Below are 14,686 nucleotides of genomic sequence, written 5' to 3'. Positions count from 1 at the left end.
TCAGTAAATTAAACAAAATTTGCTACACTCAACCTGAATGATTTGGTTTTGAAGAAATATGAAAAAAAATATTTTGTTTGATGGGCTGCGTTCAGTCGCCCGCATTGGTGAAACAGCAGTGGTTGCGGCCAAAGCTGGAATTAAATACGCAACTGAAAAACCAAGTAATGCCAAACTCATGCGAGAGACTTTTGAGTCACTTGGCTCAACTTATATTAAGCTTGGTCAGTTTATTGCGAGTACGCCATCGCTTTTCCCACGTGAATATGTAGAAGAATTTCAAGGTTGTTTAGACCAGACACCAACACTCCCATTTAGTTATATTCAAGGTGTGCTTGCGTCTGAATTTGAAGGGCGTGATTTAAGCCAAATTTTTAGCTATATCGATGAAAAGCCATTAGCTTCTGCGTCAATTGCTCAGGTTCATGCAGCTAAGCTGACCACAGGTGAAGATGTCGTTATCAAAGTACAAAAGCCTGGTGTTGAAACCATTTTATATACAGACTTAAGTGTAGTACATTGGGCTGCCAAGCTGCTCGAACGTGCTGTACCAAAGATCAAATTCGCAGCTCTTTCTGAAATTGTAGATGAAATTAAAAGCCGTATGGTCCGTGAAGTCGATTTCATTGAAGAAGCACAAAACCTAGATGATTTTGTGGAATATCTTAATATTTCACAAAATAAAGCAGCGACAGCGCCTAAAGTTTATCATCAGTTTTCTACACGCCGTGTTTTGACCATGCAACGCCTATACGGTGTGTCTTTGACTGACTTTAGTGTCGTAAAACAATATGCTAAAGATCCATCGCAAGTACTGATTACTGCCATGAATACATGGTTTGGTAGTCTCATGCTATGTAAGAGTTTCCATGCTGACTTACATGCTGGGAACCTAATGTTGCTTGAAGATGGGCGTATTGGTTTTATTGATTTTGGTATCGTCGGCCAGTTAAAACCTGAAGTTTGGACTGCATGTATTGCATTTATGGATGCCTTACAAAAAACTGATTATCAGGCAATGGCTGAAAATATGCTGAAAATGGGTATGACCCATAACAAAATTGACGTTCAGGTGTTGGCTCAAGATCTAGAGCGTTTGTTTAATGGCGTATTAATGGCCGATCCGCAACAGATATTGTCTTCAAATCCAGCCGATTTAAATGACATTATGATGGATATGGTCGGTGTAGGTGAGCGTCATGGGATTAAATTCCCACGTGATTTTGCTTTATTATTTAAGCAAATGCTTTATTTCGATCGTTTTATGCGCGTACTCGCACCATATACTGATATTTATGCAGACCAGCGTTTGAAAATGGTTCAAAATATGGAACCTGCTTCGTTGTTAAAGCACTAAGGTCAGTTTAAATTTATGGATGCCATTATTATTGAAGGCTTGAAAGTTGAGACAGTGATTGGCTGTTTCAACTGGGAAAGACAAATCATTCAACCTTTAATGTTGGATTTAACCATCCATAATGATTTGAGCCGAGCAGCAGAGTCTGACAAGCTTGAGGACACACTCAACTATGCCCAGATTTGTGAGTTATCGGCTCAAACCATTCAACAAGCTAAACCTGAATTAATCGAGCATGCAGCACATTTGGTTTTACAATGTTTGTTTGAAACCTTTCCATCAATTGAAAAAATTACCATAACCATCCGTAAGCCAGCCATCATTGCAGAAGCAAATGCTGTAGGAATTCGTCTTGAACGCACCAGAAACAATTTTTGCGCTCGCCCTAGCGAGTAATTTAGACGCAGATCAGCACTTTACTTTTGCTTATACGCAATTGGCAACTTTGGGGAAAGTGCAGTTTTCATCTGTTTATCAAATTCCATGCCGAGATGGTATTGGAGATGATTATTGGAATTCGGCATGTCTATTAAAAAGCAATTTATCGTGTGAACAAATTGAATCTTTTCTAAAGAAACTTGAGTCAGATTCGGGGCGTGTTCGTCCGTCGCATCATATTTCTTTAGATGTAGATTTGATTGCATGGGGAAGTGATCTGGATCATATGCAATTTAATTCTAAAAAGCTACCTTTGGCACTCGATGTAAAAATTCCTTTATATGAACTTTGGCATTGTGAAACCTTAAAGGCTGATAGCATGATTTATCCAGTCGTTAATTTTAAAGTTTAATACCCTTCAAACTAAATTTTACGCAAACTTTACGCGGGCTTTGACTTCCTCAATAGAGAATTTACGGGCATTTTATCGATACTGAAATTCACTAAATTAGTGTTATTTCAGGAAAATAAAGATGCTTATAAATTCTCAAATGCGCATCTTGCATCAGTCTGGCATTGTCTTATGCGGACTTAAAACAAATGATATTTCTCCATCTCTCCTTATTTCCAGTTTGGCAAATCAAGCCAAGGGGTATAGAGGAGAATAACCATGTTAGAACTTATACTTGTTTTATTTATTGCTATTTTTCTAGCATGGTGCCTCAGTAAATATCTATCCAAAGTGATGGCAAATCAGCCGATGTGGGGTGATGGATTATTTCGTTGGATTGAAAATCCTGTATACCGCTTGTTAGGTGTATCTCCACAACAACAAATGAACTGGAAACAATATTCTTTAGCATTTGTTGTGAGCTGTATTTTTCTTGCTGTGGCTATTCTTGCTATTTTTATGACGCAAGCGTGGCTACCATTAAACCCAAATCATGCACCAAATATGAGTTGGGATTTAGCACTACACACTGTTATTTCATTTTTAACAAACACCAACCAACAGCATTATTCTGGTCAGGCTCAGTTATCTTATTTGTCGCAAATGACAGGTATTGTAGGTTTGCAAGTCATTACTCCAATGATGGGGCTGGCTTTGGTTGTTGCGACATTAAGAGCTTTCTTTTATCAGCGTCCAAGCCATATTACGGCAGATGTTGCTGAGCAGCCAGATCAAATTTTAATTGGTAACTATTGGGCAGATGTAATTCGCCCTACAGTCCGATTCTTGCTTCCACTCTGTTTTGTCTGGTCATTGTTGCTTAACAGCCAAGGCGTGCCAGCAACTTTCCAAGGTGGGCCAGAAGTACAACTTATTGATAAAGCCAATAGCGTTGAAATTCAAAAAATTCCTTTAGGACCAGTTGCGCCAATGGTGGCGATTAAGCAATTAGGTAGTAACGGTGGTGGTTGGTACGGTCCAAATAGTTCTGTGCCTTTAGAAAATCCTACACCATTTTCTAATTTACTAGAAATGATTGCGATCTTACTTATTCCAATTACAGTCATTTTTATGGTCGGGCATTTTACTCAGCGTAAAAAGTTTGCTTACTTTGTCTTTGGCAGCATGCTTTTCATGTCAATTATTTCAGGTGCAGCGGCTGTCTGGTCTGAGAGTATGTCATCGACAGCATCTCAATTTGCCGTAATGGAAGGTAAAGAACAACGTTTTGGACCAGCAGCATCAGCAGTTTGGGCAGCGCTTACTACACAGGTAAATAACGGCTCGGTCAATATGATGCATGATTCTTCTGCACCGCTTACCGGTTTAGTCGAACTCATTAACATGCTGATTAATGCCATTTGGGGTGGTGTGGGCTGTGGTCTGCAACAGTTTATGATTTATCTGTTACTCGCAGTATTTATTGCAGGTTTAATGACAGGTCGTACCCCTGAATTGTTTGGGCGCAAGATTGAAGCCGCAGAAATTAAGTTGCTCGCGATTATTATTTTGATTCAACCTTTAGTCATTCTTGCCTTTACCGCATTAAGCCTCAGCGTTCCAGGCATATCTGGAATTAGTAATCCGGGACCACATGGCATTAGCCAAGTGTTCTACGAATATGTCTCTGCATTTGCCAACAATGGTTCAGGTTTTGAAGGTCTTGGAGACAACACTGTATGGTGGAATGTTACTTGTAGTATTGCTCTACTGTTAGGACGTTTCCCGACATTAATTTTGCCATTAATGATTGCAACACATTTAGCAGCAAAAAGAAAAGCACCCGAAACAGCAGGTAGTCTTCAGGTTGAAACTCCAACCTTTGCTTTAACGCTGATTACGATTGTTGTGTTGCTTACCTTATTACAATTTATGCCAGTTCTTGTCCTTGGGCCTATTGCCGATCAACTTTTGTTGGTTAAAGGCTAAGGAGGCGAGTGAAAATGAATACACAAACTCATGTAAATAGCCATAAACAAACCATGGCAGTGCCAAATTTTGAAGTTTGGAAAAATGCATTTGTGAAACTGCTACCGCAGCATGCAATTAAAAACCCTGTGATGGCAATTGTATGGCTTGGAACAGTGGTTACAGGCATTAGTACAATCTTAGGTTACACCACGCTGTTATTTGGTTTAGTGGTTACAGCAATTCTGTTTATTACCATTTTATTTGCTAACTATGCCGAAGCAGTTGCAGAGGCTAGAGGCCGTGGGCAGGCATCTTCACTACGTGCAGCAAGAGAAAATTTAATGGCTCGAAGACTCAACTCTTTGACAGACCGTCAAGCTACTCAAGTTGCAGCGACTGAACTTCATTTAAATGATTTCATTGAAGTACATGCAGGTGAGCTTGTTCCAGCTGATGGTGAGATTGTAGAAGGCTTTGCCACTATTAATGAATCGGCTGTTACAGGTGAGTCAGCACCCGTGCTACGTGAAGCTGGAACAGACCGTTCAGGTGTTATTGGCGGAACCAAAGTACTTACAGATCGTATTGTTGTGCAAGTGACTGCTGAATCTGGTCAAAGTTTCTTAGACCGTATGATTGCTTTGGTCGAAGGCTCAAATCGCCAGAAAACTCCGAATGAGATTGCGCTTGGCTTCTTGTTAATGGTAATGACAATCACATTTTTAATTGTCGTGATTAGCTTGCCATTTATTGCCAAGTATTTGCATATTGAACTTGATCCAGTCGTGCTCGTGGCGTTATTGGTCTGCTTGATTCCTACAACCATTGGTGGCTTGTTACCTGCGATTGGGATTGCGGGTATGAACCGTGCACTTAAAGCCAATGTTTTGGCGAAATCAGGTAAAGCAGTAGAAGTTGCGGGTGACATTGATGTGCTTTTACTCGATAAAACAGGAACCATTACTTATGGTGACCGTCAAGCGACCTCTTTTTATCCTTTAACTTCGGTAACCGAGTCTGAGTTGAGAGCTGCTGCTTGGGTAAGTTCACTTGCCGACCCAACACCAGAAGGGAAATCGATTGTTAAGTTAGCAAAAGAGCAAGGGCTAAAACAGCAAGAACCTGAGCAAGCCGAATTTATCTCTTTTAGTGCTTCTACCCGAATTTCTGGTGTGAATTTACCGAATGGTGACCAAATTCGTAAAGGTGCATTAGATGCAATCTTGAAATTTGTAGATGAAGATTATTCTCAAGATTTAGAATTAAAAGCGCGTGTTGAACAAGTTGCCAAAAAAGGAGCAACACCTTTAGCCGTCGCTAATCAACATCATGTGTTGGGTGTGATTGAACTCTCAGATGTGATTAAACACGGCATTAAAGAACGTTTTGCTCGTTTAAGAGAAATGGGCATCAAAACCGTTATGGTTACAGGTGATAACCCATTAACTGCGGCCGCGATTGCTGCTGAAGCTGGTGTAGATGATTATATTGCCGAAGCAAAACCAGAAGACAAATTGGCTTGTATTCGCACCGAACAACAACAAGGTCGTTTAGTTGCGATGGTCGGTGACGGAACCAATGACGCGCCGGCATTAGCACAAGCTGATATTGGTTTAGCCATGAACTCGGGTACACAAGCTGCAAAAGAAGCCGGCAATATGGTTGATTTAGACTCTGACCCGACCAAACTACTTGCTGTGGTCGAGATTGGGAAACAGCAGCTGATTACGCGTGGTGCTCTAACAACATTTTCATTAGCAAACGACGTGTCTAAATACTTTGCCATCTTGCCTGCATTGTTCGCTGCTGCGATTCCACAAATGCAAGTATTAAATGTAATGCACTTGGCAAGCCCAAACAGCGCGATTTTATCTGCATTAATTTTTAACGCGATTATTATCCCGCTATTAATTCCAATTGCACTACGAGGCGTCAAATTTAAACCTTCAACGGCAACTCAGTTATTACGTCGAAATATGTTGATTTATGGTGTGGGCGGTGTGGTTCTGCCATTCCTTGCCATTAAAGCAATTGATGTAGTGATTGTTCAATTATTTGGTTTGTAATCTGGAGTTTGAAATGAAAACTTATGTACAAAATTCAGAAGCAAATTGGGGTCAGACCTTAAGAGCATCTTTGGGATTATTAATTTTTACCTTAGTTGGCTGTGGCGCTGCTTATAGTGCTATCGCTACGGGCGTGGGGCAGGTGTTATTTAATAATCAAGCGGATGGTAGTTTGATTGAAATAGATCATAAAGTTTTAGGGTCAAAATTAGTTGCTCAGCCATTTGTTGGAGATGCTTATTTTCATCCACGCCCTTCAGCAGTCGCTTATGACCCGATGGCGATGGCAGGTACAAACTTAGCGCGTACTAATCCTGAACTACAGCAACAAATTGATGCTCAGATTCTTGCTGTGAAAAAACAAGACCACACGGGCAATACACCTATTCCAAGCGATTTAGTGACTAAATCGGGGAGTGGTATCGATCCGCATATTAGTCCTGAATCTGCTCAGTTACAGGTTGCCAGAGTGGCTCAAGCGCGTCATGTAGACCCTAAGGTTGTGGAAGAGCTTTTGCAAAAGCATATTGAACGGAAGCAGTTTGGTGTATTGGGGCAAGCTCGTGTTAATGTATTAGAGCTCAATATTGCTTTAGATCAATTACAATCTACACATTAACTTAAAAATAAAGTTGTTAGTTTACCGGATGATAGCAAGTGCAAAGCAATCGCGAAAATCAGGCTGAGGCCTTATTAAATCATGTCAACAGATATCAAGCCGGTCGACTAACGGTTTTTCTTGGTGCGGCACCAGGTGTAGGAAAAACCTATGCCATGCTCGCCCGCGCCAAAGAATTATTTCAACAGGGCACAGATGTTGTTGTTGGTATTGTTGAAACCCATGGAAGAATCGAAACTCTAAAAATTTTGGAAGGCTTGCCTCAAATTGCTAGAAAAGAAATGCAATATCAGGGGCATATTTTAGAAGAAATGGACTTGGATGCTATTTTACTTAGGCATCCGCAAATCGTTTTGGTTGATGAATTGGCTCATCGCAACGTCCCAAATAGTCGTCATGAACGACGGTGGCAAGATGTTAATGAGTTGCTAGACGCTGGTATTGATGTATTTACCACTATAAATATTCAACATTTAGAAAGCCTAAATGATGTGGTCTATCAAATTACAGGCATTCGAGTAAATGAAACAGTACCAGATCGGGTATTTGACCGTATTCGAGATATTCGCTTAATTGATTTACCCGTCAGTGAACTCATTGAAAGGCTCCATCAAGGAAAAGTCTATGTACCAGAGCAAGCAAATCTGGCATTACAAGGCTTTTTTAGCATTTCAAATTTAACGGCATTACGTGAACTGGCAATGCAATGCGTTGCTGAGCATGTCGATTCAGATTTAAAAGAGAGTTATGCCTCAAAGGGTTTGAAATCTATATCGTTACAAAATGAATTGATGATTGCGATAGATGGGCAAGGCTCTTCTGAATATTTAGTGCGAGCAGGCTGCCGCTTAGCAGAACGTAATGGGGCTACATGGACTGTAGTAAATGTTGATAGAAGTTTGGACTTTGGGCAGAGTTCAGTGAGTTCTTATAAAAAAGAATACATCGAGATTGACCGTGCATTTGAGCTAGCTCGACAACTAGGTGGTCGAACTGAAGTTTTATATGGGCCGCGAGTTGCATCAGTGTTAATGGATGCCGCCGTTGATCGAGGTATTTCCAATCTTGTCATTGGTAAAAGTATTTCACCGTGGTGGTTAAAGTTATTTAAGAAAAATTTAGCTCAGCAATTATTAAATCAAGAAAACTCGATTGCTTTAACCATTTTGCACCCAGAACAGGGCACTAAAAAGATTAATCAGCTCGAAAAACCTTCATTTTTATCATTAAAAGAAAGTATTTTTGTTTTAGCTGTGACGTGCGGTAGCATTTTTCTAGCTCACTTCGCCGAAGTTCTATTTGGTATTGAAGACTTCTCTGTCATTTTTATTATTTCTGTTTTAATTGTTGCAACGAAAACCCGAATGTTAGCTGCAGTAGTGGCTGCTCTTATTTGTTTCTTAGCCTATAATTTTTTCTTTATTGCCCCGCGTTATACCTTTCAGATTTCAGCACACCAAGGGGTAGTCACCGTTGTGGCTTTTTTTGCAGCAGCTTTAATTGCCGGGCGTTTGGCTTCTCAGTTACGCCAGCAAGTTTTATCTTTAAAAGCTGCCAATGCCTACACTAGGGTAATGCAAGACTTGGCACGTAAGCTTTCTAGTGCAGTAAATCTTGAAGAAGTCATGCAAACAGGACGTATGACTTTAGAAACACAACTTCAAACTAAAGTGTGGATTTCTATTCGAGATAAGGTAATTTCATCTGATATTGAGCTAAATGATAAAGAAAAAGTAGCCGCAGAATGGTGTTTGAAACACAAGCAGCCATGTGGGCGTTTTACTGATACGCTGAGTCAATCAAACTGGTGGTTTTTACCTCTTTTAGAACAAAAAAATAGCCTAGGTATTGTGGGAATTTACTTTAAGGATGAAGTGGTTTCCTTAAATTTTGAGCAAAAGAAACTGACTGAAAGTGTAATTGAGTATATTGCACAGGCAGTACTTCGAACCCAATTGGTGAATGAGCTTGAACAAGCAAAAGTCACCAGTGAAACAGAGCGCTTACGTTCTGCTTTATTATCTTCGGTATCGCATGATTTACGCTCGCCACTCGCTTCTATTATTGGGGCAGCAGACACACTTGCCAATTTTAAAGCTGAAATGACAGAACAAGACCAACAAGATCTGCTTGAAACAATTCATTTAGAAGGTGAACGCTTAGACCGTTATATTCAAAACTTGCTTGATATGACCCGTTTGGGACATGAAGGTCTAACTTTAAAGAGAGACTGGATTGGCGTAGATGAATTAATTGGTTCGGCAACTCGCCGTTTAAAGCGCTATAAACCAGATACACAAGTAGTAGTTCAGTTACCTGAGCAACCGATTAGTTTGTATGTTCACCCAGCACTGGTAGAACAGGCTATTTTTAATGTTTTAGAAAATGCGGCAAACTTTTCACCTCCAGATGAACCAGTCATGATTCGTACTCATCTTGTGTCAGAAGATGAGGTGAAAATAGAAATTGAAGATAAAGGTGCTGGAATCCCCGAAGACGAAAGACACCGCATTTTTGATATGTTTTATACTATGGAGCGTGGAGACCGTGGAAAATTTGGTACAGGTTTAGGGCTTACAATCGTAAAAGCGATTATTGGTGCTCATATGGGTACAATAGAAGCATTTTCAGGGCGCCAAAATAAAGGTACTTTAATTCAAATCAGATTACCCATTCACCCAGTAAAAGAATAAGTTGTAAATTCATGATAAGTTCCGAAACCTCACCTGTAGAAACACGTATTGTGATTATTGATGATGAGCCTCAAATCCGTAAATTTTTAGACATTGCTTTAAGAACTCAAAAATACAAAACCACGCTTTGCGAAACAGGTTACAAAGGTCTAGAGGCTTTGGCAACCCAAGGGGCCGATTTGGTTATTTTAGACTTAGGCTTACCTGATTTAGATGGAAAAGAAGTCCTTCAAGAATTACGTAGCTGGTCGAATGTTCCCGTTATTGTGTTATCTGTACGTGCTGATGAATATGAAAAAGTTGCCTTGCTAGACGCAGGCGCAAATGACTACATGACCAAGCCTTTTAGTGTGCAAGAGCTTTTGGCGCGCATACGTGTCATTTTAAGAAATCAACCGATTCAACAAGAAGCACATGTGTATGACGATGGTTATCTCAAGGTTGATGTCATGCAACGTTTAGTTTGGATCGAGCAACAACCAATTACTTTAACTCGAAAAGAGTTTCAGCTTTTGACGTTATTAATGCGCTATCAAGGGCAGCTTTTAACACAGCCTCAGCTCTTAAAAGAGCTATGGGGACCCACCCATCAGGAAGATACGCACTATTTACGTATTTTAGTGGGCAAGTTACGCAGTAAACTGGGGGATAACGCGATTCAGCCACGTTATATTGCTACTGAACCAGGTGTTGGGTTACGTTTTTTAGCTAAACAGAAAAATCATTAATTAGATATAAAAAAAACCTTAGGGTATTTCTCCCTAAGGGTTTGCAAAGTGGTTTATAGTTTTTTTGCTCTTTTTATTTATATATCCCAATGTTGTTCTGCTTCAGTCATTTGACTGTAAATATTTTGATATTCAGCCTGTTTAACCGTGTACCAATGTTCTACAAAGTCTGCCCCTAAATACCCTTTTAAAATAAGACTTCCTTTAAATATTTTTAAGGCTTCCGGCTGATTGTTGGCTAATAAAATGTGCTCGTCTGGAAACTTTAAAAGATGTGCAGGTTTTGGCAGCGGTAATTTATGAGATAAGCCATAAGATGCACCCGCTAAAATAGTCGCTGTAACTAGATAGGGGTTACAGTCAGCTCCAGCAACACGATATTCTAAGCGTTGATTTTGTACATCTGAGCATGGAATTCGGATTGCAACATTTCGGTTGTTAGTATCCCAATTGGCTTCTAATGGCACGTGATGACCAATTTTAAAACGTCTATAAGAATTGATATTAGGCGCTAAAATCGCCATAGATGCAGGCATTAACTCAATTAGGCCACTAATCGCGCTCAATAATTTGGCTGAAAGCTCATTTTTTTCTACTTCTGAGCTAAATATATTTTCATGGTATTGATTAAGTATGCTCATATGAAAATGCATGCCACTACCAGCCTTTGATAAGTTCGGTTTCGCCATGAAACAAGCAGTTAGATCATGCTTTCTTGCAACTTGTTTTACAATTCTTTTTAAAGCATTAATTTGATCGCAGAGCTTTAAAATATCATGGCTGTGTTGAAGATTTAATTCGTATTGTCCAGGGGATGATTCCGCAACAATAGCGGTAATTTCAATTGATTGTAGTAGGGCTGCTTTCTCAACTTCATCTAGGACTTGCTGATAGTTATTCGGTGCATCTATATCGAAACATTGGTTTTCTATGCAGGTTTCAGACTGATGCTGAGGTGAGAAAAGGTAAAACTCTAGCTCGGCAGCCATGACAGGGAAATAATTATTAGTATGTAACTGATTTAATAATTTTTTTAATATATTGCGTGGTTCATAGCGACAGTCTGAACCATCTTCTTCTTGCATTGATAGGTAAAGCTGAGCATTTAATTCTGGGGATAAGGCACTTGGTTGCAAGCGGCCTAAAATGGGCAGGCAAAGTCTATCTGGTTCACCAATATATTTTCCCAGGCCTGTTTCTTCAATTACTTTTCCATCAAGGCTCATGGCATAAACAGAAAGAGGAAAATAACATCCATTAGATAGATTTTTCAGACTCTTAACGTCAATACGTTTGCCACGAATATGCCCGTTTAAGTCGTGCAGATAAATATCCATGTGCTGAGTGTGTGGATATAAGCTTAAATATTCATCAACTTCTTTTAAAAAAAGCTCTGAGTTGAAAATGTCGGTTTGTGTTGGAGGAATAAAATCATCTGTTATTTTAAATGCCTTAAAGTGAGAATTTTGTAAGTTTAAATTTGGGTAAATATGCGTACTCATTATAAAAAACCTTGGTGGTTATTTAGCTAAAATCCTAACGTAGCCTTTGAAGTTAATCTCGTAAAAAAAGAGTAAAATAATGAAAGGTTTTTTTATGGGGTTTATTGTTTTTATTTATTAATAATCAATAACTTGAGTCTGGTTTTTATAATCAATTTTTAAGGTAAAATTAGCGTATAAGAGCAGTCGGCGCATTATAAAATTCTATGGATTTCTCTTTTTAAAATTAAACAAAGCTAAAAATTTTAGCTTCTTATTTGGTGAGATGGTCAAACTGCTTTAAACTTAAACGCTTATCCAGTTAAACATTTATGTATAAATCTTGAATTGAGCAAGGCTTATATAGCACATGTACTGGAATTTTATTTTTTGCGTTTTTTTAATTTTATTTTTGAGTTTTCTTAATATGAAAAATATCGGTTTAGCCATTTTAGCAATCAGTCTTTCAGGTTGTGCTGCAATGAGCGTAGAAGAATGTAAGACTGCGAATTGGTCATTAGTGGGTGAGAAAGATGGTTCAAAGGGGGCTTCGCCACGTTTAGATCAATATTATAAAGCGTGTGGAAAAGCCAATATTGTTCCAGATCAAAAGTCATATGAACGTGGGTATAAAGAGGGCTTAGGGTATTATTGCCAGCCATCAAATATTTTTTATAACGCTTTAGAGGGTAACGGCAATATTAATGTATGCCCAATCGAGCAGCGTAATCGTTTAAGACCTTATTATCGAGCTGCCTCAGATTACTACAATGCAAAAAATGAATATGACCGTTATGATGAAAAGTTTAAGCAATATTCTGATAGTGCTTATAACGAAAAATTAAAGCCAGAAGAGCGTGAGCGTTATCGTAAGCTTTTAAGAGAATTACAAATTGATCGTGACCGTATTAACAGAAACTATTGGAATTCAATTCGAGATATCGAACGTTTCAAATATGATCACGGCTTAAAATAATATTTAAAACAGGATTGATCCGAATGAGATCAATCCTTTGGTTTTTAAAGATAATAACTGGTTTTTGTCATTAACTTTGAAATAGCAGTCATCGTAATTTTTACTGCATATGGTAATTCAACACCGCCTGCTTCAAGTGCAGTATGACGGTGATGTAATTCATCTTCATTCATTTGCTCTAAAATTTTACGAGAGCGTTCATCTTGAGCGGGTAACTGGTTTAAGTGATCTTGTAAATGCAGACTAACCTGACGTTCAGTTTCAGCAACAAAACCTAAGCTATATTTATCACCTGCAATACCAGCAAGGGCACCCATGCCATATGACAACCCGTACCAGATTGGGTTTAACAAACTTGTATGACTGTTTAATTCTTTTAAACGATCTTCACACCAAGCTAAATGATCTTGTTCTTCAATCGCTGCTTGTTGCATTTCTTGACGTACATTTGGCAATTTCGCCGTTAATGCTTGCCCATGGTAAAGTGCTTGAGCACATACTTCACCACTGTGGTTAACACGCATTAAACCTGCGACATGGCGAGCATCTTCTACACCAAGTTTTGTTTCTACTGTTTCAGCTGGATTTTGACGCTGTGCTGCTGTTGCACCCGGAACAAGACTACGCAATGCCTGATCAAATGAGTTAATAAGTTGATCAATTCCAGTATAGTGGCGCATAAATTAGTCCTCTAAAGAAAGGTGGGCTGTGGCAAGCATTGGTTTTAGTCTAGCGAGAAGCCAGATACTAAAGATTGCACTAAGTACAGCTGTAATAATAAATAGTATTTTAATATCAATTTTTAAAACACTTAAGATTAAGATTGAAAAAATTGCAGAAGAAACCATGAATACAGCATTTAAAATGTTATTCGCTGCAACAACACGTGCACGATGTGAACGTGGTGAATAAGCCTGCATCATGGCATATAGGGGAACAATATAAAAACCGCCACTAATACCCAATAAAGTCACAGCAATCATGACATGGTAGTAAACCCAGCCTTGGGTGAAAACGTCTTTTAAGGTAAGTAATGCCCCAGTTCTTTCTGGTACAAAAGCTAAACTGGCAGCAAGGTAGATCGCAAAAACAGTAAGGCCAACTGCACCAATCGGCATCATTTTAATATTAATTTCTGAACCACCAATTTTACGGCAAAGAAGAGAACCCACACCAATACCGACTGAAAAGAAAGTCAGTAACAAGCTAACGACATTTTCTGATGCATGAAGGTTTTGCTGGGTAAGCTGTGGAATTTGAGTTAAATAGGTCGCACCATAAAACCAGTACCAAGAGTTGCCTAGCAAAATTGTGAATACTAACGGTAAGCTTTTGGCATATTTAATGGTTTGAAAGCTGGTACGGATGAAATTCCAGTCAATCTTTAAGTCAGGTGCAGCAACTTTTTGCGGCAAAATGAAGCGACTAAATAAATAGCCTATGCAAGCAATAGCCACTACGGTGATACTAATCCACAATAAATTACCATCTGATGAGGCAATTACGGCACCACCTAAGATCATACCGAATAAGATCGCCATAGATGTACCGGATTGAAATAGCGCATTACCCGACATTAATTCGTTCGGTTTTAAGATTTCAGGCAAAATTGCATATTTAATTGGGCCGAAGAACGTCGAATGCGTACCCATCAAAAATAAAGCAAAAAGAAGTAGCCATAAGTTTCCTAACAGGAACCCCGCAGTACCGATGAGCATAATGATGATTTCTAAAATTTTAATACCACGGACGAGTTGAGATCGTTCGTATTTGTCGGCGATTTGTCCAGCTGTGGCTGAAAAAAAGAAATATGGCAGAATAAACAAGAGGGCTGCCAAATTATTAAGAGTACTTACAGGAGCAGATTGTTGCTGAATCCATCCATAAGTAATCACCAATAATAAAGCTTGCTTAAAAACGTTATCATTTAATGCGCCAAAAAACTGGGTAAAAAACATCGGTACAAACCGACGTGAGGTCATCAGGTGCTCATCTTGTTTCATCATGTGCAAACTTCATTGTGTTT

Annotated in this window: 12 protein-coding genes; 9 read left to right on the top strand and 3 right to left on the bottom strand. The window is 39.1% G+C overall.

The annotated features are described in order from the left end of the window. The first annotated feature begins 58 nt into the window (after positions 1-58). The 8 genes from HMPREF0013_RS13720 to HMPREF0013_RS13685 all read left to right on the top strand — a co-directional run bounded on the left by HMPREF0013_RS13720 (position 59) and on the right by HMPREF0013_RS13685 (position 10,203). The gene (locus tag HMPREF0013_RS13720; RefSeq protein ID WP_002119658.1) at positions 59-1,357 is read left to right on the top strand and encodes an ABC1 kinase family protein; all 1,299 of its coding nucleotides are present in this window, start codon (positions 59-61) and stop codon (positions 1,355-1,357) included. 15 nt (positions 1,358-1,372) lie between these two features. Next, the gene (gene folB / locus HMPREF0013_RS13715) at positions 1,373-1,753 is read left to right on the top strand and encodes a dihydroneopterin aldolase (protein WP_000338783.1); all 381 of its coding nucleotides are present in this window, start codon (positions 1,373-1,375) and stop codon (positions 1,751-1,753) included. After that, positions 1,710-2,147, top strand: a complete 438-nt coding sequence (locus HMPREF0013_RS13710; protein ID WP_000993399.1) for a 2-amino-4-hydroxy-6-hydroxymethyldihydropteridine diphosphokinase — start codon at positions 1,710-1,712, stop codon at positions 2,145-2,147. Before folB ends, HMPREF0013_RS13710 begins: the two co-directional genes overlap by 44 nt. 258 nt (positions 2,148-2,405) lie before the next feature. After that, complete coding sequence (gene kdpA, locus HMPREF0013_RS13705; RefSeq protein ID WP_002119757.1) at positions 2,406-4,115, top strand: potassium-transporting ATPase subunit KdpA; 1,710 nt, start codon at positions 2,406-2,408, stop codon at positions 4,113-4,115. Positions 4,116-4,123: 8 nt separating this feature from the next. Next, on the top strand, positions 4,124-6,163 hold the full coding sequence (gene kdpB / locus HMPREF0013_RS13700) for a potassium-transporting ATPase subunit KdpB (protein WP_078210461.1): 2,040 nt from the start codon (positions 4,124-4,126) through the stop codon (positions 6,161-6,163). A gap of 13 nt (positions 6,164-6,176) precedes the next feature. After that, positions 6,177-6,782 carry a potassium-transporting ATPase subunit KdpC gene (gene kdpC, locus HMPREF0013_RS13695; protein WP_002119630.1) on the top strand — a complete coding sequence of 202 codons (606 nt, stop codon included), beginning with the start codon at positions 6,177-6,179 and terminating at the stop codon, positions 6,780-6,782. Positions 6,783-6,820: 38 nt separating this feature from the next. Continuing rightward, positions 6,821-9,475 (top strand): sensor histidine kinase, encoded by a 2,655-nt coding sequence (locus HMPREF0013_RS13690; RefSeq protein WP_002119605.1) that lies wholly within the window; start codon positions 6,821-6,823, stop codon positions 9,473-9,475. Positions 9,476-9,486: 11 nt separating this feature from the next. Next, positions 9,487-10,203: a response regulator gene (locus tag HMPREF0013_RS13685; RefSeq protein WP_000625746.1), complete on the top strand. Its 717-nt coding sequence runs from the start codon at positions 9,487-9,489 to the stop codon at positions 10,201-10,203. A 77-nt stretch (positions 10,204-10,280) separates the two neighbouring features. Here the strand turns inward: HMPREF0013_RS13685 and HMPREF0013_RS13680 are convergent, their stop codons facing one another. Next, complete coding sequence (locus HMPREF0013_RS13680; protein ID WP_002119736.1) at positions 10,281-11,705, bottom strand: glutamine synthetase family protein; 1,425 nt, start codon at positions 11,703-11,705, stop codon at positions 10,281-10,283. Between the two features lie 406 nt (positions 11,706-12,111). Between HMPREF0013_RS13680 and HMPREF0013_RS13675 the strand changes: the two genes are divergently transcribed. After that, the gene (locus HMPREF0013_RS13675; protein WP_016803020.1) at positions 12,112-12,660 is read left to right on the top strand and encodes a DUF2799 domain-containing protein; all 549 of its coding nucleotides are present in this window, start codon (positions 12,112-12,114) and stop codon (positions 12,658-12,660) included. Positions 12,661-12,704: 44 nt separating this feature from the next. On the opposite strand, the gene coq7 is transcribed toward HMPREF0013_RS13675, so the two are convergent. Both coq7 and HMPREF0013_RS13665 read right to left on the bottom strand, forming a co-directional pair. Then, positions 12,705-13,340 carry a 2-polyprenyl-3-methyl-6-methoxy-1,4-benzoquinone monooxygenase gene (coq7, locus tag HMPREF0013_RS13670; RefSeq protein ID WP_002119684.1) on the bottom strand — a complete coding sequence of 212 codons (636 nt, stop codon included), beginning with the start codon at positions 13,338-13,340 and terminating at the stop codon, positions 12,705-12,707. A gap of 3 nt (positions 13,341-13,343) precedes the next feature. After that, positions 13,344-14,666 (bottom strand): MFS transporter, encoded by a 1,323-nt coding sequence (locus HMPREF0013_RS13665; protein ID WP_002119599.1) that lies wholly within the window; start codon positions 14,664-14,666, stop codon positions 13,344-13,346. Between the last annotated feature and the right edge of the window lie 20 nt (positions 14,667-14,686).

Source organism: Acinetobacter sp. SH024 (assembly GCF_000163635.1).
Taxonomy (GTDB): domain Bacteria; phylum Pseudomonadota; class Gammaproteobacteria; order Pseudomonadales; family Moraxellaceae; genus Acinetobacter; species Acinetobacter pittii.
Note: the sequence above shows the minus strand (reverse complement) of the source record. Positions and strands in the feature narration are given on the sequence as shown.

Coding starts and splice junctions, on each gene's coding strand:
- HMPREF0013_RS13720 (WP_002119658.1), top strand. CDS start 59: ATGAAAAAAAATATTTTGTTTGATGGGCTGCGTTCAGTCGCCCGCATT.
- folB (WP_000338783.1), top strand. CDS start 1,373: ATGGATGCCATTATTATTGAAGGCTTGAAAGTTGAGACAGTGATTGGC.
- kdpA (WP_002119757.1), top strand. CDS start 2,406: ATGTTAGAACTTATACTTGTTTTATTTATTGCTATTTTTCTAGCATGG.
- kdpC (WP_002119630.1), top strand. CDS start 6,177: ATGAAAACTTATGTACAAAATTCAGAAGCAAATTGGGGTCAGACCTTA.
- HMPREF0013_RS13685 (WP_000625746.1), top strand. CDS start 9,487: ATGATAAGTTCCGAAACCTCACCTGTAGAAACACGTATTGTGATTATT.
- HMPREF0013_RS13680 (WP_002119736.1), bottom strand. CDS start 11,705: ATGAGTACGCATATTTACCCAAATTTAAACTTACAAAATTCTCACTTT.
- HMPREF0013_RS13675 (WP_016803020.1), top strand. CDS start 12,112: ATGAAAAATATCGGTTTAGCCATTTTAGCAATCAGTCTTTCAGGTTGT.
- coq7 (WP_002119684.1), bottom strand. CDS start 13,340: ATGCGCCACTATACTGGAATTGATCAACTTATTAACTCATTTGATCAG.
- HMPREF0013_RS13665 (WP_002119599.1), bottom strand. CDS start 14,666: ATGATGAAACAAGATGAGCACCTGATGACCTCACGTCGGTTTGTACCG.